Here is a 21,985-nt window from a genome sequence, read left to right as displayed (position 1 = left end):
TGCGGGCGGAAGCAATTCCGCCAAAAAAGAAATAAGAATTACCTTTGTAATTTAGGTTAAGTTATAAAGGGCGCACGGTGGATGCCTAGGCACTAGGAGCCGAAGAAGGACGTAACTAACGACGATACGCCACGGGGAGATGTAAGTAATCTATGATCCGTGGATTTCCGAATGGGGGAACCCAATCATCGTAATGGATGATTACTTAAAAGTGAATACATAGCTTTTAAGAGGAAGACGCAATGAACTGAAACATCTAAGTAGTTGCAGGAATATAAAGAAAAATCGATTCCCTGAGTAGCGGCGAGCGAAACGGGAACAGCCCAAACCAGAGAGCTTGCTCTTTGGGGTTGTAGGACAGTCGACATGAGAAAAAAGGAAAAGATAGCAGAATCAGTTGGAAAGCTGAGCCAAAGAGAGTGAAAGCCTCGTAAGCGAAATCGGATCCACTCTAGACTGTATCCTGAGTACGGCGGGACACGAGAAACCCCGTCGGAATCTGGGAGGACCATCTCCCAAGGCTAAATACTCCCTAGTGACCGATAGTGAACCAGTACCGTGAGGGAAAGGTGAAAAGAACCCCGGAAGGGGAGTGAAATAGATCCTGAAACCGTGTGCCTACAAGTAGTCAAAGCCCGTTAATGGGTGATGGCGTGCCTTTTGTAGAATGAACCGGCGAGTTACGTTTGCATGCAAGGTTAAGTAGAAGATACGGAGCCGTAGCGAAAGCGAGTCTGAATAGGGCGACTAAGTATGTAGATGTAGACCCGAAACCAAGTGACCTACCCATGTCCAGGTTGAAGATGCGGTAAAACGCATTGGAGGACCGAACCCATGTATGTTGAAAAATGCTGGGATGAGGTGTGGGTAGCGGTGAAATTCCAAACGAACTTGGAGATAGCTGGTTCTCTCCGAAATAGCTTTAGGGTTAGCCTCGGGGAAAAGGATCGTGGAGGTAGAGCACTGTTTGGACTAGGGGCCCGTCTTGGGTTACTGAATTCAGATAAACTCCGAATGCCATAGATCTATACCCGGGAGTCAGACGGTGAGTGATAAGATCCATCGTCGAAAGGGAAACAGCCCAGATCACCAGTTAAGGTCCCAAAATTCATGCTAAGTGGAAAAGGATGTGGAAATGCACAGACAACTAGGATGTTGGCTTAGAAGCAGCCATTCATTCAAAGAGTGCGTAATAGCTCACTAGTCGAGTGATTCTGCGCCGAAAATGTACCGGGGCTAAGCATGATACCGAAACTGTGGATGTATCGTAAGATACGTGGTAGGAGAGCGTTGTAAGAGCATTGAAGCTGTACCGTGAGGAGCAGTGGAGTTCTTAGAAGTGAGAATGCCGGTATGAGTAGCGAAAGATCAGTGAGAATCTGATCGGCCGAAAGACTAAGGTTTCCTGGGGAAGGCTCGTCCTCCCAGGGTTAGTCGGGACCTAAGATGAGACCGAGAGGTGTAATCGATGGAAAACAGGTTGAGATTCCTGTACTAGTTTATTTTGTTTGAACGATGGAAGGACGCAGGAGGATGATGTGTGCACACAGCTGGAAAAGTGTGTTCAAGCAACAAGTCTTGATACGAGTCAAATGCTTGTAACTATAAGGACAAGTTGTGATGAGGAGCGAAATTTAAGTAGCGAAGCACAGTAACTCACACTGCCGAGAAAAGTTTCTAGTTAGAAATAAACTACCCGTACCGCAAACCGACACAGGTAGTCGAGGAGAGAATCCTAAGGTCAGCGAGTGAACTCTCGTTAAGGAACTCGGCAAAATGACCCCGTAACTTCGGGAGAAGGGGTGCTGGTGCAACAGCCAGCCGCAGTGAATAGGCCCAAACAACTGTTTATCAAAAACACAGGTCTATGCTAAATCGTAAGATGACGTATATGGGCTGACGCCTGCCCGGTGCTGGAAGGTTAAGAGGATCAGTTAGCATTTATGCGAAGCTGAGAATTGAAGCCCCAGTAAACGGCGGCCGTAACTATAACGGTCCTAAGGTAGCGAAATTCCTTGTCGGGTAAGTTCCGACCCGCACGAAAGGCGTAATGATTTGGGCACTGTCTCAACGAGAGACTCGGTGAAATTATAATACCCGTGAAGATGCGGGTTACCCGCGACAGGACGGAAAGACCCCATGGAGCTTTACTGTAGCTTGATATTGAGTTTTTGTGTGACATGTACAGGATAGGTAGGAGCCGTAGAGATCGGAACGCTAGTTTCGATGGAGGCATTGGTGGGATACTACCCTTGTTATATGAAAACTCTAACCTACGCCGATAATCGCGGCGAGGGACAGTGTCTGGTGGGCAGTTTGACTGGGGCGGTCGCCTCCTAAAAAGTAACGGAGGCGCTCAAAGGTTCTCTCAGAATGGTTGGAAATCATTCGTAGAGTGTAAACGTATAAGAGAGCTTGACTGCGAGACTGACAAGTCGAGCAGGGACGAAAGTCGGAGTTAGTGATCCGGTGGTACCGAATGGAAGGGCCATCGCTCAACGGATAAAAGCTACCCTGGGGATAACAGGCTTATCTCCCCCAAGAGTTCACATCGACGGGGAGGTTTGGCACCTCGATGTCGGCTCATCGCATCCTGGGGCTGTAGTCGGTCCCAAGGGTTGGGCTGTTCGCCCATTAAAGCGGTACGCGAGCTGGGTTCAGAACGTCGTGAGACAGTTCGGTCCCTATCCGTCGCGGGCGTAGGAAATTTGAGAGGAGCTGTCCTTAGTACGAGAGGACCGGGATGGACATACCTCTGGTGTACCAGTTGTTCTGCCAAGAGCATCGCTGGGTAGCTACGTATGGACGGGATAAACGCTGAAAGCATCTAAGTGTGAAGCCCCCCTCAAGATGAGATTTCCCATTCCGTTAAGGAAGTAAGATCCGTTAAAGAATATGACGTAGATAGGCTGCGGGTGGAAGAGTAGTGATACTTGGAGCTGAGCAGTACTAATAGATCGAGGACTTAACCGCGTCACGTAGTTTGAAGTGTGAAGAATTCATTATGATTAATATCTAGTTTTGAAGGTACGAGGAAACGAAGTGTGGTGGCGATAGCAAGAAGGATACACCTGTTCCCATGCCGAACACAGAAGTTAAGCTTCTTAACGCCGAAAGTAGTTGGTGGGAAACTGCCCGCGAGGATAGGTAGTTGCCACGCTTTGTTTTTTATTCCGGTTTAGCTCAGTTGGTAGAGCACCTGACTGTTAATCAGGTTGTCGTCAGTTCGAGTCTGACAACCGGAGTTTTTTTTTGCCCTGGAGAATTGTCCGAGTGGTTGAAGGAGCATGATTGGAAATCATGTATACGGGTATTGCCTGTATCAAGGGTTCAAATCCCTTATTCTCCGCTTAGTAGTATACATTATACTGGATTATTCATTCCAATATTATTGAAGTCATACAGTAAAGTTGCTGTATGACTTTTTTTTGTTACCAGAAATCTCAAAAGCTTTTGATTAGTTTCTTCGAGACATAAAAAAACACCGTCAAATTAATGACAGTGTTAGATTATTTTACAATTTCACTTACAAAATCTTGATACAAACTTTCTTCACCAGTTGACTTAATATCAAATTTATTTAAATTCAAACTGTGTAGATCAGCTTCATCAATATCTAGTGTATGAGTAAATGTAGCATTTCCAATTAGGTGAATATCACTTTGTTCCTTTGTATTACCAAGTGTTATATGTGTTTTAACCATTCCACCTGGATTATAAACTGAGATATCGTCACTTTCAGTGAATTTATCTTTGTGTAGCAACGCAAAGGCTAAACTTGTTGCAGACATTCCTGTACCGCAGGCATTAGTAAAGCCAACACCACGTTCATATGTTTGAACAAACAGCTCATTGTCGCCTCTAATTTCTGCAAAGCTTACGTTAACACCTTCAGGGAAATATTCATTGGGTGAGTTGAGTGTCTTACCTAATATACCAAGTTCTTTTTCATTAATATGTCCGACAAAGCTTATCAAGTGTGGATTTGGAACTGCAATTGATGTAAAAGTTTGTCCCATGATGAATTCTGGTACTTCTTCGTTAATCATTTCATTCATACCTTTGTATGAGAAAGGTAAGTCTTTAGCTTCAAATGAGATTGGTTTTATTTGAACGCTAAAGGCGGGGACCCCGATGGCTAAATCTGCAGATTTTTTAACGTCTAAATTTGCTTCTAATGTTTCAATTTTAAAAGAGGGTTCATTGTATTTTTCTGATAGATAGCGACTAACAGTTCTTAAACCATTCCCACACATCTTTGCTTCTGAACCGTCTGCATTGATGACTCTCATTTGAGCTAACGCTTCTGAGTTAGTTGATGTATTAACGACTAGAACACCGTCGGCACCATCTAAAATACCATTTTCTGGGTTGCAAAGCTGTATTCCCAATTGACTTAACTCTGTATCAGTCAATTGTGTATCAAGTTGCGTTTGATCTAGGATAAAAAATTGGTTCTCTGAACCATGAACTTTGAGTAATTGGACCATTTATTCCACCTCGTCATCATTATTAAAGAAAGTATCATAAATATGACGAACCGCTCTGTCAGCATCCTTCATTCGAGTTCCAATCATTATTGAAATTCGTGAAGCACCTTGGTTAATCATATGAATAGCGATGTTGTTTTGAGTTAGCGAATCAATGATTTTACCCATTGTGTCCACTGTGTGGGCAATTCCTTCACCAACGACCATAATAATTGCGTAATCATCTATCCATTCCATATAATCCGGATTAAGCGATTCTTTAATATCGTTACATAAATTCTTTATTGTTGTCTTAGATAATTTACTCCTATCGAAGATAATTGTTAAGTCATCAATACCGGAGGGCATATGTTCATATGAAATTCCGTAGCGATAAAATATTTTTAGAAGTTGTAATGTGAATCCTACTTCCTTATTTAATAGGTATCTGTGCAAATATAAGGCTGAAAAACGTTTTGAACTTGCGATACCTGTGATGGGATTTGCAGGATTGAATAAAAATTGTTCTGGAACAATCAGAGTACCAGGGGCACTTGGGTTATTAGTGTTTTTAACATTAACAGGAACTTGTCCTTGAACGGCAGGAATAATTGCTTCATCCTGGAAAACGGAGAATCCGGCGTACGATAATTCTCGCATTTCTCGATATGACATTTTTTGAATCGCAGCTGGGTCTTTAACAACATGGTTATTAGCAACATAAATTGCATCCACATCGGTAAAGTTTTCATAGAGATCAGCTTTAAATCCACGGCTTAAGATAGCTCCAGTAATATCTGAACCACCACGTGTAAATGTGTAAATAGAGCCATCTTCACTGTATCCGAAGAATCCAGGAAAAACGATACGTTCTGAACCGAATTTGTATTTACTTAAATTAAGATAAGTATCTTCTAATACATCAGCATTATTAGGTTCACCGCCAACTAAGAATCCAGCATCTTTTGGATCAAGAAATTTGGCAGGAATTCCTTCACTATTTAATACAGCAGCTAGTAAAATCGCATTCATGTATTCGCCGTGTGCCTTGAATGCAGCCATGAGATGATCGTTGTCAGAAAATTTAGTGGTGGCAAGAGTCTCTAATTTTTGTTTTATAGTGTTAATGGTGCTATCTTCAAGTTCAAAGTAATCGCTAATTTCTTGATATCGGTCGACAATTTTTTCGACAGTTTCTTTGAAATCCTTTTTCTCTAAAACGAGATTAGCGTATTCGATCAATAGATCGGTTACTTTTACGTCGCCATCAAACCTTTTTCCAGGCGCCGATGTTACGACAACTTTCCTATCTGAGTCATCATCTATGATGCTGACAACCTTATTAAACTGTTCACCTGTAGCAAGTGAACTACCACCAAATTTAACTACTTTCACTAAAATCACCTCAAAATTAATTAGAAAATTAATATAGTTTTAATAAAACTCTAGCATTATTATGTATTAAATCAAGTAAATCATATTAAATGTTAGAAAACTAGGAGAATATCGTGATTTAGACTTGACGAATTATTAGACTTGTTATAATGTTTTAACCAACAAATGAATAGAGGTCGCAACAGACATGAGTATGCAAGGGAGTTCCTGTATGAACTAAGAACTTGTTAAAAGGGAATGTTGCCGAAGCGCTAGGCTATGCAGAACTTAGTGTGCTGGGACGTGTCAATAAGATGACATGGACTGTCGTAGCAAAAAAGTCGGCTACGGTGCGCTTACGACAATTATGATGCAGAATAAATCAATGATTCTTGGATCTCTTTGTTTAAGTAAGCAAAGGGGTCTTTTTTTATCCCTTTATCTTAAAAATGAAAGGTAGATTAAATATATGATTAGTAGTGAATTGAATTCAGATAACAATGGTCATTTGATACTTGGAGGCGTTGATTCAGTTGAATTGGCACACAAGTATGGAACTCCATTAGTAGTTTACGATGTGGAGGAGATTCGCAAGACAATCAATAGTTTTAAATCAAGCCTTGATAGTACTTGTTTGAAATATGAAATTAGTTACGCAAGTAAAGCTTTTGCTACAGTGGCAATGTATCAAGTATTGAAACAAGAAAAACTTCATACAGATGTTGTTTCTGGTGGAGAGTTGTATACAGCTTTGAAAGCAGGGTTTCCTGCTAATAAAATTAGTTTCCACGGTAACAATAAATCTAGAGAAGAATTGGAAATGGCCGTTGATAACAAAATTGGTGTCATTATCCTAGATAACTTTTTAGAAATTAAGTTGCTTAAAGAAATATTGGAAGAAAAAGATACTAGCATCAATGTTATGTTGAGATTAACACCTGGTATTTCAGCTCATACACATGAGTATATTCAAACAGGACAAGTTGATAGTAAATTTGGATTTGATGTTCAATCGGATCAAGATAAAGAAGCACTTCAGCAAGTTCTCGCAATTCCTCAGATGAAATTGATTGGGATTCACGCGCATATCGGTTCACAAATCTTTGGAGTTGATGGATTTGTCGGGTTAGCCAACAAAATGGTTGAAATTGCAGCTGATTGGAAAAAAGAATTTGATTATACACCTCAAATTTTTAATTTAGGTGGTGGTTTTGGAATTAGCTATACTGATGAAGATGAACCGATTGGAGCAAACGTTTTTATTGATAAAATTGTTTCTACTATAAAGGAACAAACTAAATCAGCTGGTCTTCCACTACCTGAGGTATGGATTGAACCAGGACGCTCAATAGTTGGCCCTGCTGGATTTAATTTATATACCGTGGGTTCTCGTAAAGATATTCCTGATATGCTCTCATACGTCAATGTTGACGGTGGTATGGGTGATAACATCCGACCAGCATTGTATCAAGCAAAATATGAGGCGGTTGTCGCCAATAAAATGAATGCTGATATTGATGAAGAAGTTCATATAGCTGGTAAGTATTGTGAGTCAGGTGACATCTTGATTGATAAACAAGCTTTACCTAAAACTGAGCCTGGGGATGTTATCGCAATGCTTGATACTGGAGCCTATGGATATTCGATGGCTTCAAACTACAATCGCAATCCAAGACCAGCAGTTGTATTTGTTGAAAATGGAAAAGATAAGTTAGTTGTGAAGAGAGAAACATTTGAAGATTTAACTAGACTTGATGAAGATTACATTTAATGTGGGGGATTTAGCATGACTAAGATGGATGCAGAAGAAATTATTAATTACATTGGTAACGCCAAGAAGGCAACGCCAGTAAAAGCTTATATTAAAGGGAATGTTTCAAAATTAAACATTCCTTCAGGAGTACAAGATTTCTCAACAGATTCTTTCGGAATTTTGTTCGGAGATTATAAGGAAATTGAACCTCTATTAAAAGATTCAGCGGTTGAAGACTATTATGTTGAAACTTCTGCACAAAATTCGGCTGTACCAATGCTTGATATTAAACATATTAATGCCAGAATTGAACCAGGTGCTATTATCCGTGATCAAGTGGAAATTGGTGACAATGCAGTTATTATGATGGGTGCCGTAATTAATATTGGTGCTGAAATTGGTAACGGAACAATGATTGATATGGGAGCTGTCCTTGGTGGTCGTGCAATGGTTGGTGAAAATTCACATATCGGCGCTAATGCAGTTTTAGCTGGTGTGATTGAACCAGCTTCAGCTGATCCAGTTCGAATTGGAAACAACGTAACTGTTGGTGCAAATGCTGTTGTCCTTGAAGGTGTTCAAGTTGGGGATAACGCGGTTGTTGGTGCCGGAGCAATTGTTACAAAAGACGTTGAGCCTAATGCAGTTGTCGCAGGTGTTCCAGCAAAGGTTTTGAAGATAAAAGATCAACAAACTACCGATAAAACACACATTGAAGATACATTGAGGAAACTATAATTATGAGTTTAGCAGGCGAGGATTTAATTAATATTCGTCGTGATTTACATAAAATTCCCGAACTAGCTTTGAAGGAAAATAAAACACACGAATATTTGAAAAAAGCTATTAATGATTTTCCACAAGAATTTTTGGAAGTAAAAGAATTCCCAGAATTGCCCACAGCATTATTTGTTCATATAAATGGTTCTAATCCTAAACGTACAATTGGATATCGTGCTGATATGGATGCACTTCCTGTCACAGAGACTAACGATTTATACTACCGTTCAGTTCATCCAGGGGTAATGCATGCATGCGGTCATGACCTGCATATGACTGTAGCATTAGGACTGATTAGTTATTTCGCTGAGAATCAGCCAACTGACAATCTGATGTTCTTTTTCCAACCCGCAGAGGAATCTGAAAGTGGTGGTAAGCAGGCTTATGATTTAGGCCTTTTCTCTGGTAAATATAAACCAGATGAATTTTATGGATTGCATGACAATGCAGATTTAGGTACCGGAATTATTGGCTGTCGAAACGGTACATTATTCGCAGGTACAACGGAAGTAAATGTAACGATTCATGGTATGAGTGGTCATGCTGCTTATCCACATAAGGCTAACGATGCAGTTGTTATTGCTGCTAACTTTATCGAACAGGTTCAAACAATTATTTCTAGAAGTATTGATCCAGTGAAATGTGGAGTTATTACTTTCGGAAAGCTTGAAGCTGGTACTATTAGAAATGTTATTGCTGGTAAAGCAAGAATTGAAGGTACCGTCCGTGGATTGAATCAACAGATGATTGAGTACATCAGACAACGTATCGTCGATGTTGCTAAGGGACTGGAAGTTTCATTCAACTGCACGATTGATGTCGAATTTAACCAAGGTGGATATTATCCAGTTGAAAATAATCCTGAATTAACAAAGAATTTTATCGATTATATGTCAAATGCAAAAGACGTTAAATTCCAAGAAACTGAACCCGCTATGACAGGTGAAGATTTCGGATATTTACTATCGAAGTTCCCTGGAACAATGTTTTGGCTAGGAGTTGCTAGCCCAGGTGCATTACACTCAGTCGATTTCTTGCCTCACGAAGAAGCAATCATTGATGGTGTGAACGCTATTGAAGGATTTTTAAAATATCGAATGAGTATGTAAAGGAGAATATTATGTTTGAAAATGTAGATTTAATGACAGCAATTATTACTCCGTTTAATGACGAAGGAACCGAAATTAATTACGATGCATTAGAAAATTTAACTAACCACTTGATTGAAACTGGATCAGAAGGTTTTGTAATCGGTGGTACAACTGGTGAAACACCAACGTTGTCAGAAGATGAGAAATTAGCTCTTTATACTAAATTTGCTCAAATCGTAAATGGTCGAGTTCCCATTATTGCTGGAGCTGGAAGCAACAATACTCAAGGAACAATTGATTTCGTTAATAAGCTTTCACAAATTGATGGAATTGATATGGCACTTGTTGTTGTTCCTTATTACAACAAGCCTAACCAGAGAGGGATGAAGGCTCACTTCGAGGCAGTTGCTGATGCATCTGGAATTCCAGTTATCATGTACAACATTCCTGGACGTACCGGCGTTTTGATGGATAAGGAGACGGTGGTTGAATTGTCGAACTATCCTAATATTGCTGGGGTAAAGCAATGCAATACTATGGAAGATCTTCAATATATTGTTGAAAATTCTGCTGAAGGATTTTTAGTATATAGTGGCGAGGATGCACAAGCTTTATTTGCCAAAGTTATTGGTGCTAATGGAGTTATTTCTGTTGCAGCTCATATTTATGGCAAAGAAATGACAGACATGTATGCAAAACTTGAAGCTGGAGACTATCTTGGTGCCGGAGCAATTCAAAGATTTTTGACACCAAAGATGGCAGCATTATTTATGTATCCATCACCTTCACCAGTGAAGGCAGTATTAAATGATCAAGGATACAACGTTGGAACTTGCCGTTTGCCAATTTTGCCACTTAACAAAGATGAAAAGGCAAAATTATATAGTGCATTAGATTTGGAGGGAGCAAAGTCGTGATAAAAGCAATCGTCTCAGGATTTACAGGTTCTATGGGTCAAAAAGTTTTAGCCATGATCAACGGGGAGAGTGACCTTCAATTAGTCGGAGCGTTCAACCCAATCATCAAGAGCTTAGACCCAGCAGATTACGATTTGGATGATAGCGTCAAAGTATTCAATGACTTATCTCAAATTGATATTGCCGCTGATATTTGGATTGATTTCAGTATTCCTAGTGCAGTTTTTGAAAATACAAAATTTGCAATTGAACACGGAATTCGTCCAGTTATCGGAACAAGTGGTATGAGTGAAGAACAAGTTTCTGAATTGAAAGAGTTAGCTGATAGTAAAAAAGTTGGTGGCATTATTGCCTCCAACTTTGGAGTATCTGCAGTTTTGATGATGAAGTTTGCTCAAGTGGCAGCGAAGTATTTTGACCACTCGGAAGTTTTGGAATTCCATCACGAAGATAAATTAGATGCACCATCAGGTACAGCTATGAATACTGCTAAATTAATTCATGAAGTTCAAGGCAAAGATCAAGAATCAAATCCAAACGAGCAGGACAAGATTGGTGCTCGTGGTGGTGATTATCATGGAATTAAAATTCATGCAGTTCGACTACCAGGATTTGTGGCTGATGAAGAAGTTATTTTTGGTGGACAAGGTGAAACACTTACGATTAAACAGAGTACTACCGATCGTGCTTCATTTATGAAGGGCGTTCGCATAGCCATTTCTGAAGTCATGAAACGTGACGAATTAATCATTGGCTTAGAAAAAATTATATAATAAGCAGGTGTAGCCAAATGCCAGAATTATCAAAGAGTTTGCAAAATGTCGAAAATAAATATTTAAAAACAATTGGAAATAATAAAATTCGTCTCTTTAATGAGGAATTTTCCAAATATCCGGGGACAATCAAATTGGTTGTTGGAGAACCAGACTTTAATACTCCGGAGCATGTAAAAAAGCTGCTATGAAGAGTATTGAAGATAATTATTCCCATTATTCACCACAAAAGGGTTTTGATGGTTTGAGAAAAGCCATCAGTAATTACTTAAATTCACGTTACAATTTGAAATATGATCCAGAATCAGAAATTATTGTGACTGTCGGTGCGACTGAGGCAATTTATGTTTCCGTTGCGTCAATTATTAATGTCGGTGACAAAGTTATAATTCCAACACCAGCGTTTTCGTTTTATGCATCGACTGTCAAAGCACTTGGTGGAATTCCTATCGAAGTTGATGTAACCGACAATGACTTCAAACTTAATAGCGAACGACTTAAAAAAGTTATTGCTGATGAGGGGGAAGACAGTATCAAGGCGATTATTCTGAACTTTCCTAGTAATCCGACAGGTGTTGCCTATGACAAAGCCGAAATTGAAGATTTGGCGAATGTTGTTCGTGGAAAGAGCATGTTTGTAATTTGTGATGAGATTTATAGTGAATTAGTTTATGACGTAAATCATGTCTCATTTGCAAATGTTCTTCCAGAACAAACCGTTTTAATTAATGGTCTTTCGAAGTCACATTCAATGACTGGTTATCGTATTGGATATATTGCCGCACCGGCAGCCTTCGTTGCTGAAGCAGACAAGTTGCATGCTTTTACTACCACAGCCGCAACCAATGCTGCCCAGTTTGCTGCACAAGAGGCATTAGAAAACGGATTAAATGATCCAATCGAAACTCGTAAAATATATAAACAAAGACGAGACTATTTAGTCAAAGAATTAAATGATATTGGTTATAAAACTTTGAATCCACAAGGAGCTTTTTACGTGTTTCCAAGAATTCCAGATGAATTTGGTTTGGATTCAGAAAGTTTTGCAAGAAAACTTGCTAAAGATGCCAGAGTTGGGGTAATTCCTGGTAGTATTTTTGGTAAGGGTGGCGACAAATATTTTAGAATATCATATGCTGTGCCACTAGATGATTTAAAAGAAGCTGTAAGTCGGATTCGAAAATTCACTGAAGACTTCGAGCCAGAATCTGTAAAATAAAAATAGGGGTGAATGTAATGCCAGAACTATCAAAGAGTGTTGCGAATATTGAGAATAAATTAGTTAAACCAATTGGTGACGATAAAATTTTAATGTTTAATTCAGAAATCGCCGGAATTCCAGGAATTGTTAAATTAACTTTAGGGGAACCAGATTTCAACGTGCCTGACCATGTTAAAGAGGCTGCAGTTAAGAGTATTGAGGACAATGACTCTCACTACACACCCCAAAAAGGTATTCCTGGTTTGAGAAAAGCGATTAGTAATTATCTTGCTACTGACTATGGTGTAAATTATGATCCAGCCACTGAAGTTATTGTAACTATCGGTGCAACTGAAGCTATTTATACTTCACTTTATACAATCATCAATCATGGCGACAAGATCATTGTTCCTACACCAACTTTCTCTATCTATATGGATGATATTGAAATTCTAGGTGGAGAACCTGTTGAAGTTGATACTTCAAATGATGACTTTAAGTTGACTCCTGACAAGTTAAAAGATGTTTTAGCTCATGAAGGTAAAGGTGCCAAAGCTATCATTATCAACTATCCTGGAAACCCAACTGGGGTTGTTTATTCAAAAGCAGAACTCGAGGCTTTGGCAGATGTCATTCGTGACACTCCATTATTGGTAATTTCAGATGAAATTTATAGTCAATTAGTTTATGGAGAAAAACATACTTCATTTGCCTCTGTTTTACCTGGACAAACAATTTTGATTAATGGATTATCAAAATCGCATGCTATGACAGGATATAGAATTGGTTATATTGCTGCTCCAAAAGGCTTTGTTGACGAAGCTGCCAAGGTTCACTCATTTACTGTTACTTGTCCTTCAAACCCTGCACAATATGCTGCTCAAGAAGCCTTGGAAAATGGATTGGATGATCCAATTGATATGCGTCAGACTTATCAAGAACGTCGTGACTATATTGTTAAGGCACTCAATGATTTGGGCTATGAGACTGTTGAACCTGATGGAGCATTCTATGTATTTCCTAAGATTCCAGTTAAATTCAATTTGGATTCAGAAACTTTCTGCCGTCGTTTAGCTAAAGAAGCACTTGTTGGGGTTGTACCAGGGGATGCTTTCGGTGATGCCGGAGAAGGATACTTCAGAATTTCATACGCTACTTCAATGGATAATATTAAAGAAGGTATCAACCGTTTAGCTAAATTTACAGATTCATTACTAGAAAAAATTAACTAATATTAGATTATTAATGAGGAGATAAAATTACATGCCAAAGTTAGACCCAAGTGTAAAAAATGTAGTAAACGAAACTATTGCCCCTATGGGTATCTCACAGATTAGATATTTTGCTGTAAAATTTGCTAAAATTCCTGGAATTATCAAATTGACTTTAGGTGAACCAGACTTCAATGTTCCTGAACATGTTAAAAAAGCAGCTATCAAGAGTATTGAAGAAAATAAATCTCATTATTCAGAACAACGTGGAATTATTGGTTTACGTAAGGCCATTTCTGGATATTTGAATACTCGTTACGATGTTAATTATGATCCTGAATCAGAAGTCATCGTTACAATCGGTGGAACTGAAGCAATTTTCGTTTCACTAGCAGCAATCATTAACCCTGGTGACAAAGTCATCGTTCCAACACCAACTTTTGCATTATATATTCCGATCATCAAAGTGTTGGGAGGAATTCCTGTCCAAGTTGATACAACTCCAGATGGTTTTCAATTGACTGGTAAAAAACTACAAGAAGTTATTGACCGTGAGGGTGAAGACAAAGTTAAGGCAATGATTCTCAACTTCCCTGGAAACCCAACTGGTTTTGAATATAGTAAGGATCAACTACAAGAAATTGTTGACGTTGTTAAAGACAAGCCAATGTATGTAATTACAGATGAAATTTATGCTGAATTAACATATGGTGTAAAACATACTTCAATGACTCAATTGATGCCTGAAAAAACTATTTTAGTAAATGGTTTGTCAAAATCACATGCTATGACTGGATACAGAATTGGATATGTTGCTGGTCCTGCTGACTTTGTTGAAAATGCTGGAAAAATGCACGCATACACTGTTACATGTCCATCAAACCCAGCACAATATGCTGCTCAAGAAGCTTTGACAAATGGGATTGACGATGCTGTTGAAATGCGTGACATCTATAAAGAACGTCGCGACTACATCGTTGATCAACTTAATGACATTGGTTATGAAACAATCATGCCAAAGGGTGCATTCTACACATTCTCAAAGATTCCTGCTGAGTTTGGTTTAAGTTCAGTTGAATTTGCTGAAAAATTGGCTGAAGAGGGCAAGGTTGGTGTTACACCTGGTGTTGCCTTTGGTGAAGGTGGCGAAGGTCACTTTAGAATGTCATACGCATCATCAATGGAAGATATTAAAGAAGCAATGAAACGTTTAAGAGAATTTACTGCCACATTAAAATAAAAATAAATACCACATTGGTTTTTAAATAAAATAAGGGATGAAATAATATGAGTGAAGGTTTTGAGGTCGCAATTTTAGGTGCTACAGGTGCCGTAGGTACACGTTTAATACAACAATTGGAACAATCAACAATTCCAGTTTCAAAGGTAAGATTATTAGCTTCAAGTCGTTCAGCTGGTAAGACATTACAATTTAAAGGTCAAGATGTAACAGTTGAAGAAGCTAAGCCAGAATCATTTGAAGGAGTGGATATCGTTTTAGCATCTGCTGGTGGTGGGGTTTCAAAGAAACTTCTTCCAGAAGCTGTGAAACGTGGTGCTGTATGTGTTGATAACACTAGTGCTTTCAGAATGGATCCAGATGTTCCATTGGTAGTGCCTGAAGTTAACGAGAAAGCTCTCTATAACCATCATGGTATTATCGCTAATCCTAACTGTTCAACAATTCAAATGATGGTTGCCTTGGAACCAATCCGTAAGGAATTTGGTTTGAAGCAAATTATCGTTTCAACTTATCAGGCTGCTTCAGGTGCTGGTCAATCAGCCTTGAACGAATTGAAGCAAGAAGCACAAGATTTTCTTGATGGCAAGGAAATGAAAGCTGACATCTTCCCTACAAAGGGTGATAAGAAACACTATCCACTAGCATTTAACTTGTTACCACAAATTGACGTTTTGGAAGATAACTTGTACTCACATGAAGAGTGGAAGATGATTCATGAAACAAAGAAGATTATGCTAGACGACATGGATTCAACTGATATCAAAGTAACTGCTACTTGTGTCCGTGTTCCTGTTCCAATTAGTCATGGTGAATCAATTTGGATCGATACCGTTGATCATGACGCAGCTTCTGTTGAAAAAATTCGTGAAGCTGTTAAGAATTTCCCAGGTGCTGTTTTGGAAGATGATCCTGAGCATCAAGTATATCCACAACCAATTAATGCTACTGGTAAGCGTGAAACTTTCGTTGGTCGTATTCGTCCTGATTTGGAAAACAAGGGTGCATTTAATCTTTGGGTTGTTTCTGACAATCTTTTGAAGGGTGCTGCTTGGAATACTGTTCAGATTGCCGAGCATTTGGTTAAGGATGATTTGGTTCATGTGAACTAGGCTTCCGATTCCGGAAGAAAATCGATTTTTGGGCTGGAACATGGCTGGCGCATTTGAAGCCTTTCCACAGTACGAAAAGTCTTCAAACTGCACCTTATTCTAAGTCGAGAAGTTCGCTCGACTAAGAATAATTTAGCCATTTAGCCCAAATCGATTTTCTTCCTCCATCTAGTCTTGTGTAATATGAAAAATTAGTTTGATTTATATGGATACTTTTTAGTGTCTCATGTTTTATGTTGATGACGTCTTGCAGTATGGACGTTGAAAAATGAGATCAAACATTAATTGTGTAAATTTGTTTATAAACTCATAAAAAAATGACTGAAAACTTTTGTTTTTGGTCATTTTTTATTTTGAGCCATTTTTGGCTTGTCTGGGTTTTAAGATTGGTATAATGGAATTATGTTAATGAATAAAAATAATTTTATGTGAGGTTATTTATGACTAAATCTGAGTATTTTGGTGTGCAAGTTGTTGATGATATTTCTAAAGACAATCAAATGGATCCTTATATGGCTATGGATTTGGAATTTACTTTTGGTGTTATGGAAACTGAGAAGGGTTATGAGACTTTTCGTAAGGAATATGATGCCGTTGAAGACGAGCGTTTTAAGGGTATGGTTTCGGATTCTATGACAGTCCCTATGAAATCTTTGGGTTTGAATGAATGGTTTGATGATTATTTGATTACTTTTAAGGATCAAGCTACTTTGGATAACTTTAAAAAGAATCTTGAACAAATTTTGAAATCTAAATATGACGAAGCTACTAAATTGGTTGGTGAACAATTGATGGTGGCTATTGTTGAAGGCTTGCCTAGTGTCGGACATGATGATTATTTGAAGACTAAAAATGCTATGGCTAATCGCTCGGTGAAAAAAGTTTATCGGGTTCAAGGTGTTGGCACGGTTGGATTTATTTTTAGTGATGAAGATATAGCAATGCAGGTTGCTGAAAAAATGTATCAAAAAGCAGCGGTCAAGTTGAATGAAATGGATCCTGAATTTGGTATTAAGTCAGATATGATTCTTGATTACCCCACACATTTGATTACTTACTCATTGAATGAGAAGGGCGTTTATGTTGCTGATTCTCAAATGAAGAGATTAGTCCCTAGTAAAAATCCTTCTGAAATTGAGGATTATAAATAAGGATAATTACTAAAAAAATCTCAATTTGTATTAAGTCTATTTAAAAAAATGACTATTGTGATAATCTTAACTTGTAAGGGGGTGTGTCGTATGAACTCAAATAAGATAAAGTTATACGGTACGCTAACAATTGGTGTTATTGCATTTATTCTGCAATTCGCATTTCATCAGGCGTTTGCTGCACAGTTAATTATCAGTGTTCTTGGAACAATTTTAGCTCTGATTATGTTTGTCGATATGATTAAGGTTTTACGATCAGGTAATTTTGGTGTTGATTTATTGGCCATTACTGCGATTGTTGCAACTATTGCCTTAGGCGAATATTGGGCTGGATGGATTGTCCTACTCATGCTTACAGGTGGCGATACTCTTGAAGAATATGCTGCGAATAAGGCAAAGAGTGAATTGAAGTCTTTACTCGATAATTCTCCCTCTAAAGCTCATGTCATGAAGGGTGAGAACGTTCAAGATATAGACATTGATGAAGTAAAAGTTGGGGATGACCTTTTGATCAGACCTAAAGAGCAAGTCCCTGTTGATGGAGTTGTTTTTGAGGGGAAATCAAATGTTGATGAGTCATCATTAACTGGTGAGTCAGTTCCAGTTGATGTCTCTGAAGGTTCACATGTTATGTCAGGATCAATCAATGGCGAATTTCCATTTCAGATGAAGGCTGAGAAAGTGGCTTCTGAAAGTGAATATCAAGCTATTGTAAAATTAGTTAAGGAGTCCGAATCGCATCCAGCACACTTTGTGCGTTTGGCGGACAGGTATGCAGTTCCGTTCACGATTATTGCTTATATTATTGCTGGACTTGCATGGTATATTTCTAAGGATCCGATTAGAATTGCACAGGTTTTAGTCGTTGCCTCACCATGTCCTCTAATATTGGCAGCTCCAATTGCATTCGTATCCGGTATGAGTAGAAGTTCTCGTAACGGAATCATCGTAAAATCCGGTACAGCTTTAGAAAAAATTTCTGCTGCAAAGACTATGGCATTTGATAAAACTGGTACCATCACTCGTGGTAAATTAGTTGTTCAAAATGTAAAGACAGCTGATGGTTTTAAACCAGAAGATGTTTATGCATATGCTGCATCATTGGAACAAAGCTCTAGCCATGTTATGGCGCAAACTATTGTTGATTTTGCTGTTAATAGAAATATTCGAATGAAAGATGTTGAAAATGCCCAAGAGGTTACCGCAGAAGGTATCAAGGGAATTATTGATAATCACGAAATAAGAGTTGGTAACCCAGAATTTGTTACGAAAGATAATGTCGAAAAAATTAATAGTTCAACAGTTTATGTATCTGTTGATGGCAAATATGCCGGTGTTTACACACTAGTTGACCAAATACGTCCTGAGGCAAAAGAGACTATTTCACGTCTTAAAACTTTTGGATTCAAAAATATTTTAATGATTTCTGGAGACAAAAAAGAGACAACCGATGCGGTCGCCTCACAAGTAGGAATTACTAAAGCATATCCCTCAAGCTTGCCTGCTGACAAAGTTAAAATAATTCAAAATTTACCAAAAGATTATCATCCAACAATTATGGTTGGGGATGGTGTTAATGATGCACCAGCATTGGCTTTAGCAGATGTCGGTATCGCAATGGGTTACAAAGGTGCTAACGCTGCTAGTGAATCTGCTGATGCTGTTGTTCTAAAAGATGATCTTAGTAAAGTAGGGGATGTCGCCAAAATTTCTGACGACACTCTCAGAGTTGCTAAGCAAGCTGTTATGATTGGTATTTTAATATGTATTATTTTGATGATTGTTGCTGGTTTTGGATTAATTCCAACAATAATTGGTGCCATGCTTCAAGAAGTAGTTGATACTGTAACAATTTTGTATGCGTTACGTGCTAAAAGTGACAAATTGTAGTTATTTCCAACCAAATGAGTCAAGATTCATATCACGTTTGTACATTTTAGAAACGTAAGGATTTCCTTCAACAATAAAACGCATTTTTTTATCAGTCCATTCACCTTTGTTAGGCACTCCGATTCTTGGAGTAGCCAAAACATGATTAGGTGTTTTGGACTTTTTTAATTCAAATTGGAATTTTCCAGCGTTAAGCATTGTTCCAGAAAAAGTTTTATCCATGATGCCAAAAGCTCTGATCCATTTTGCTGGGCCATTAGTAGTATCGAAACCAGTTTTTTTACGGTTTTCATCCATAATATCTTTTCCAGTCAATGGTTCCACTCCTCGAATCAATACACCATTGGGGATTCCAGACTTTTGTATACTTATATCCATATCGAGCCAACTATGAATAGAATAAATATAAATTGTGCCACCTTGTTGGTAGAGTGGGTCGTTTGCAGCTGAGTGGCGTCCACCGTAGCTGTGGGCAGCCATGTCATCAGGTCCCAAGTATGCCTCTGTTTCAACGATTATGCCAGAAAGTTTTCCTTGTGGTGAATCATATGTTAGGATGTGACCTAACATTTCTTCTGCGATTTCTGTGGTTGATTTAGACTCAAAAAACTTATTGGTTTCAGTGATTGAATAGCTCAAATGAAAAACTCCTAACTTTTTTTGATAATATAGTAAAAATTGCTTGCGTTGAATTATATACTTAATATATAATACTCTTTGTGCTTACGAAAGAAAGCAAATGACCCGTTGGTCAAGTGGTTAAGACACCGCCCTTTCACGGCGGTAACATGGGTTCAAATCCCGTACGGGTCACTATTTGGAGGATTAGCTCAGCTGGGAGAGCATCTGCCTTACAAGCAGGAGGTCACAGGTTCGATCCCTGTATCCTCCACTAAATAGAATACTTAAAAAGCTAAATGTCATCTGACATTTAGCTTTTTTTGTGGTTTGATTTAAATTATAAGAAGTACATTTCCAATACAACGATTAACTACGTCGTCTGCAGAAAATTTATCAAAGATTTTTAGAAGCACCATTGCTAGTGCATAAGCAATAATAGCGATTGTCGAAAGAATATTTATATATCCCAAGAAGAATAAGATAACTGTAGCTATTGCGACGACAATTATTTGAACATAAGATGTGATTTCACCATCAAAATAGGTAATCATTATCGCAGTTAAATTAACTAGAAGTAGAGGAACAACGAAATTGATTGAGATGAAGTGGGTGTAGTAAAAGAAAATTCCGATTGAGATAAAACTTGGAACTACGAAATCGCGAAGCACCATTGCTACGACACCATACTTCTGTGGAATATATCTTGTTACGAAGAGAAATGCTAGTTGTGAGAAAACCAAAATCATAACGAAGACATTCATTGATTTAAAACCAACTGCACAAATAATTATGAATATTACTGAATAAGTGATTGTGAAGTTCATATTGGGTTTGAGAGGCAATATGAATTCTTTGAATAGAACAATCATGATTATCATTGCCAATAAATAGTAGTTAATAGGATTGTTTGGTAATTTGTGAGTCAAAATAAAACCGATAGCGAATATGTGAAAACTGATCAATTCTATCAAAGATTTTATTAGGTTTTTGCTTCTAGTCTGATCCATGTGAAACTCCTTTACATATAGATTTATACTAATTGACTTAAAGACAGTCGTCAATTTAATATTTACATGAAAATACTATTTTTTTGTGGTAGTCTAGTAAAAGGTTCCTGATGGGATCCTTTTTTGTTTAACAAAGGAGAGGCCCTGTAACCGAAAGGTGGAAAGTTTATTATGTCAAAGAATTACTTATTTACATCCGAATCAGTTTCAGAAGGACATCCCGATAAAATTGCTGACCAAATCAGTGATTCAATCTTAGATGCACTTTTGGAACAAGATAAGGACGCACGTGTTGCCTGTGAGACGACCGTTACCACTGGTTTGGTACTCGTAGTTGGTGAAATTTCAACATCAGCTTACGTTGATATTCAAAGCGTAGTACGTAACACAATTAAGGAAATTGGTTACGATGGTTCAAATCCAGGTTTCGATGGTGGTAGTTGTGCCGTCTTAGTTGCATTAGACGAACAATCTCCAGATATCGCACAAGGTGTCGATGATGCCCTTGAAAAAAGAGAATCAGCTAAAGATTCAGATCCATTGGACCAAATTGGTGCCGGTGATCAAGGATTTGTTTTTGGTTTTGCGACTGATGAGACAAAAGAATTCATGCCACTACCAATTTCTTTAGCACACAAACTTATGCGTAAAACCGCTGAAGTGAGAAAGAATGGAACTATCAATTACTTGATGCCAGATGCAAAGTCACAAGTAACTGTTGAATACGACGAGAACGATAAACCCGTTCGTATCGATACCATTGTTTTGAGTACTCAGCATAAAGAAGAAGCAACACTTGAACAAGTTCAAAAAGACATTAAAAAATATGTCATTGATGAAGTGGTTCCATCTAACATGGTTGATGAAAACACTAAATACTTGATCAATCCAACTGGTCGATTTGTTATTGGTGGACCAGAAGGAGATTCAGGACTTACTGGTAGAAAAGTTATCGTTGATACCTATGGCGGTTTTGCTCGTCATGGTGGTGGTGCTTTCTCTGGTAAAGATGCTACAAAAGTTGACCGTTCAGCTAGTTATGCTGCCAGATATATTGCAAAAAACCTTGTTGCAGCTGGTATTGCTAAAAAAGCTGAAATTCAAATTGCTTATGCAATCGGTGTAGCACGTCCAGTTTCAATTCACGTAGATACATTTGGAACTAGTGAATTCACTGAGGAACAAATTGTTGATTGTATCAACAAGAACTTCGATTTGAGACCACTAGGTATCATTCAAATGTTGGATCTACAAAGACCTATTTACAAACAAACAGCGGCTTATGGCCACTTCGGACGTACAGATATTGATTTGCCTTGGGAACATTTAGATAAGGTTGATGCTATTAAATCAACATTGTCAAAAGTTAAAGACTAATCAACGACAACAGAGGCG

Annotated in this window: 15 protein-coding genes, 4 tRNA genes, 2 rRNA genes, 1 pseudogene and 2 riboswitches; of the genes and pseudogenes, 18 read left to right on the top strand and 4 right to left on the bottom strand. The window is 38.3% G+C overall.

Going from position 1 to position 21,985, the window contains the following annotated elements; translation table 11 throughout:
* The first annotated feature begins 54 nt into the window (after positions 1-54).
* The 4 genes from ABM34_RS04215 to ABM34_RS04200 all read left to right on the top strand — a co-directional run bounded on the left by ABM34_RS04215 (position 55) and on the right by ABM34_RS04200 (position 3,349).
* Positions 55-2,973, top strand: a 23S ribosomal RNA gene (locus ABM34_RS04215).
* Between the two features lie 70 nt (positions 2,974-3,043).
* Positions 3,044-3,160: ribosomal RNA gene (gene rrf / locus ABM34_RS04210) — 5S ribosomal RNA — on the top strand.
* 12 nt (positions 3,161-3,172) lie between these two features.
* Positions 3,173-3,245, top strand: a tRNA-Asn gene (locus tag ABM34_RS04205).
* Between the two features lie 14 nt (positions 3,246-3,259).
* Positions 3,260-3,349 (top strand) — tRNA-Ser (locus ABM34_RS04200).
* A gap of 160 nt (positions 3,350-3,509) precedes the next feature.
* Here the strand turns inward: ABM34_RS04200 and dapF are convergent.
* Entirely contained in the window at positions 3,510-4,490 is a 981-nt protein-coding gene (gene dapF / locus ABM34_RS04195; RefSeq protein ID WP_048703682.1) for a diaminopimelate epimerase, read from the bottom strand.
* A complete protein-coding gene (locus ABM34_RS04190; RefSeq protein WP_048703679.1) occupies positions 4,491-5,864 on the bottom strand; it encodes an aspartate kinase in 1,374 nt (457 codons plus the stop codon).
* A gap of 162 nt (positions 5,865-6,026) precedes the next feature.
* A riboswitch (Lysine riboswitch) is annotated at positions 6,027-6,208 on the top strand.
* A gap of 104 nt (positions 6,209-6,312) precedes the next feature.
* Here ABM34_RS04190 and lysA point away from each other — a divergent pair.
* From lysA to ABM34_RS04135, 11 genes and pseudogenes are all read left to right on the top strand, one after another.
* Positions 6,313-7,614 (top strand): diaminopimelate decarboxylase, encoded by a 1,302-nt coding sequence (gene lysA / locus ABM34_RS04185; RefSeq protein WP_048703677.1) that lies wholly within the window; start codon positions 6,313-6,315, stop codon positions 7,612-7,614.
* 15 nt (positions 7,615-7,629) lie between these two features.
* Positions 7,630-8,334, top strand: coding sequence for a 2,3,4,5-tetrahydropyridine-2,6-dicarboxylate N-acetyltransferase (gene dapD, locus ABM34_RS04180; RefSeq protein WP_048703675.1), 705 nt, complete (start codon positions 7,630-7,632; stop codon positions 8,332-8,334).
* Positions 8,334-9,485: an N-acetyldiaminopimelate deacetylase gene (locus tag ABM34_RS04175; protein ID WP_417924671.1), complete on the top strand. Its 1,152-nt coding sequence runs from the start codon at positions 8,334-8,336 to the stop codon at positions 9,483-9,485. Before dapD ends, ABM34_RS04175 begins: the two co-directional genes overlap by 1 nt.
* A gap of 11 nt (positions 9,486-9,496) precedes the next feature.
* Entirely contained in the window at positions 9,497-10,384 is an 888-nt protein-coding gene (gene dapA / locus ABM34_RS04170; RefSeq protein WP_048703671.1) for a 4-hydroxy-tetrahydrodipicolinate synthase, read from the top strand.
* The gene (gene dapB, locus ABM34_RS04165; protein WP_048703668.1) at positions 10,381-11,157 is read left to right on the top strand and encodes a 4-hydroxy-tetrahydrodipicolinate reductase; all 777 of its coding nucleotides are present in this window, start codon (positions 10,381-10,383) and stop codon (positions 11,155-11,157) included. The genes dapA and dapB overlap by 4 nt, the downstream gene beginning before the upstream one ends.
* 17 nt (positions 11,158-11,174) lie before the next feature.
* Positions 11,175-12,376: pseudogene (locus ABM34_RS04160) on the top strand (aminotransferase class I/II-fold pyridoxal phosphate-dependent enzyme).
* A gap of 17 nt (positions 12,377-12,393) precedes the next feature.
* A complete protein-coding gene (locus ABM34_RS04155; RefSeq protein WP_048703666.1) occupies positions 12,394-13,590 on the top strand; it encodes an aminotransferase class I/II-fold pyridoxal phosphate-dependent enzyme in 1,197 nt (398 codons plus the stop codon).
* 31 nt (positions 13,591-13,621) lie between these two features.
* Positions 13,622-14,809 (top strand): aminotransferase class I/II-fold pyridoxal phosphate-dependent enzyme, encoded by a 1,188-nt coding sequence (locus ABM34_RS04150; protein WP_048703664.1) that lies wholly within the window; start codon positions 13,622-13,624, stop codon positions 14,807-14,809.
* Between the two features lie 47 nt (positions 14,810-14,856).
* Entirely contained in the window at positions 14,857-15,921 is a 1,065-nt protein-coding gene (locus ABM34_RS04145; protein WP_048703661.1) for an aspartate-semialdehyde dehydrogenase, read from the top strand.
* Between the two features lie 440 nt (positions 15,922-16,361).
* Positions 16,362-17,072 (top strand): hypothetical protein, encoded by a 711-nt coding sequence (locus tag ABM34_RS04140; RefSeq protein ID WP_048703659.1) that lies wholly within the window; start codon positions 16,362-16,364, stop codon positions 17,070-17,072.
* A gap of 90 nt (positions 17,073-17,162) precedes the next feature.
* On the top strand, positions 17,163-18,962 hold the full coding sequence (locus tag ABM34_RS04135; protein WP_048703658.1) for a heavy metal translocating P-type ATPase: 1,800 nt from the start codon (positions 17,163-17,165) through the stop codon (positions 18,960-18,962).
* On the opposite strand, the gene ABM34_RS04130 is transcribed toward ABM34_RS04135, so the two are convergent.
* On the bottom strand, positions 18,963-19,601 hold the full coding sequence (locus tag ABM34_RS04130) for a DNA-3-methyladenine glycosylase (protein ID WP_083988262.1): 639 nt from the start codon (positions 19,599-19,601) through the stop codon (positions 18,963-18,965).
* 102 nt (positions 19,602-19,703) lie between these two features.
* Here ABM34_RS04130 and ABM34_RS04125 point away from each other — a divergent pair.
* Positions 19,704-19,775, top strand: a tRNA-Glu gene (locus ABM34_RS04125).
* Positions 19,776-19,781: 6 nt separating this feature from the next.
* Positions 19,782-19,854 (top strand) — tRNA-Val (locus tag ABM34_RS04120).
* A 61-nt stretch (positions 19,855-19,915) separates the two neighbouring features.
* Here the strand turns inward: ABM34_RS04120 and ABM34_RS04115 are convergent.
* Complete coding sequence (locus ABM34_RS04115; RefSeq protein WP_048703656.1) at positions 19,916-20,590, bottom strand: hypothetical protein; 675 nt, start codon at positions 20,588-20,590, stop codon at positions 19,916-19,918.
* 91 nt (positions 20,591-20,681) lie between these two features.
* A riboswitch (SMK box riboswitch) is annotated at positions 20,682-20,764 on the top strand.
* Here ABM34_RS04115 and metK point away from each other — a divergent pair.
* Complete coding sequence (gene metK / locus ABM34_RS04110; RefSeq protein ID WP_048703654.1) at positions 20,762-21,967, top strand: methionine adenosyltransferase; 1,206 nt, start codon at positions 20,762-20,764, stop codon at positions 21,965-21,967. It overlaps the preceding riboswitch by 3 nt.
* Positions 21,968-21,985: the final 18 nt, after the last annotated feature.

Source organism: Companilactobacillus ginsenosidimutans, assembly GCF_001050475.1.
GTDB classification, from domain to species: Bacteria; Bacillota; Bacilli; order Lactobacillales; family Lactobacillaceae; genus Companilactobacillus; species Companilactobacillus ginsenosidimutans.
Note: the sequence above shows the minus strand (reverse complement) of the source record. Positions and strands in the feature narration are given on the sequence as shown.

Excerpts from the sequence above, each read along its gene's own strand:
- dapF (WP_048703682.1), bottom strand. The coding sequence starts at position 4,490 with ATGGTCCAATTACTCAAAGTTCATGGTTCAGAGAACCAATTTTTTATC.
- ABM34_RS04135 (WP_048703658.1), top strand. The coding sequence starts at position 17,163 with ATGAACTCAAATAAGATAAAGTTATACGGTACGCTAACAATTGGTGTT.
- ABM34_RS04155 (WP_048703666.1), top strand. The coding sequence starts at position 12,394 with ATGCCAGAACTATCAAAGAGTGTTGCGAATATTGAGAATAAATTAGTT.
- ABM34_RS04145 (WP_048703661.1), top strand. The coding sequence starts at position 14,857 with ATGAGTGAAGGTTTTGAGGTCGCAATTTTAGGTGCTACAGGTGCCGTA.
- dapA (WP_048703671.1), top strand. The coding sequence starts at position 9,497 with ATGTTTGAAAATGTAGATTTAATGACAGCAATTATTACTCCGTTTAAT.
- lysA (WP_048703677.1), top strand. The coding sequence starts at position 6,313 with ATGATTAGTAGTGAATTGAATTCAGATAACAATGGTCATTTGATACTT.
- ABM34_RS04140 (WP_048703659.1), top strand. The coding sequence starts at position 16,362 with ATGACTAAATCTGAGTATTTTGGTGTGCAAGTTGTTGATGATATTTCT.
- ABM34_RS04115 (WP_048703656.1), bottom strand. The coding sequence starts at position 20,590 with ATGGATCAGACTAGAAGCAAAAACCTAATAAAATCTTTGATAGAATTG.
- metK (WP_048703654.1), top strand. The coding sequence starts at position 20,762 with ATGTCAAAGAATTACTTATTTACATCCGAATCAGTTTCAGAAGGACAT.
- ABM34_RS04150 (WP_048703664.1), top strand. The coding sequence starts at position 13,622 with ATGCCAAAGTTAGACCCAAGTGTAAAAAATGTAGTAAACGAAACTATT.
- dapD (WP_048703675.1), top strand. The coding sequence starts at position 7,630 with ATGACTAAGATGGATGCAGAAGAAATTATTAATTACATTGGTAACGCC.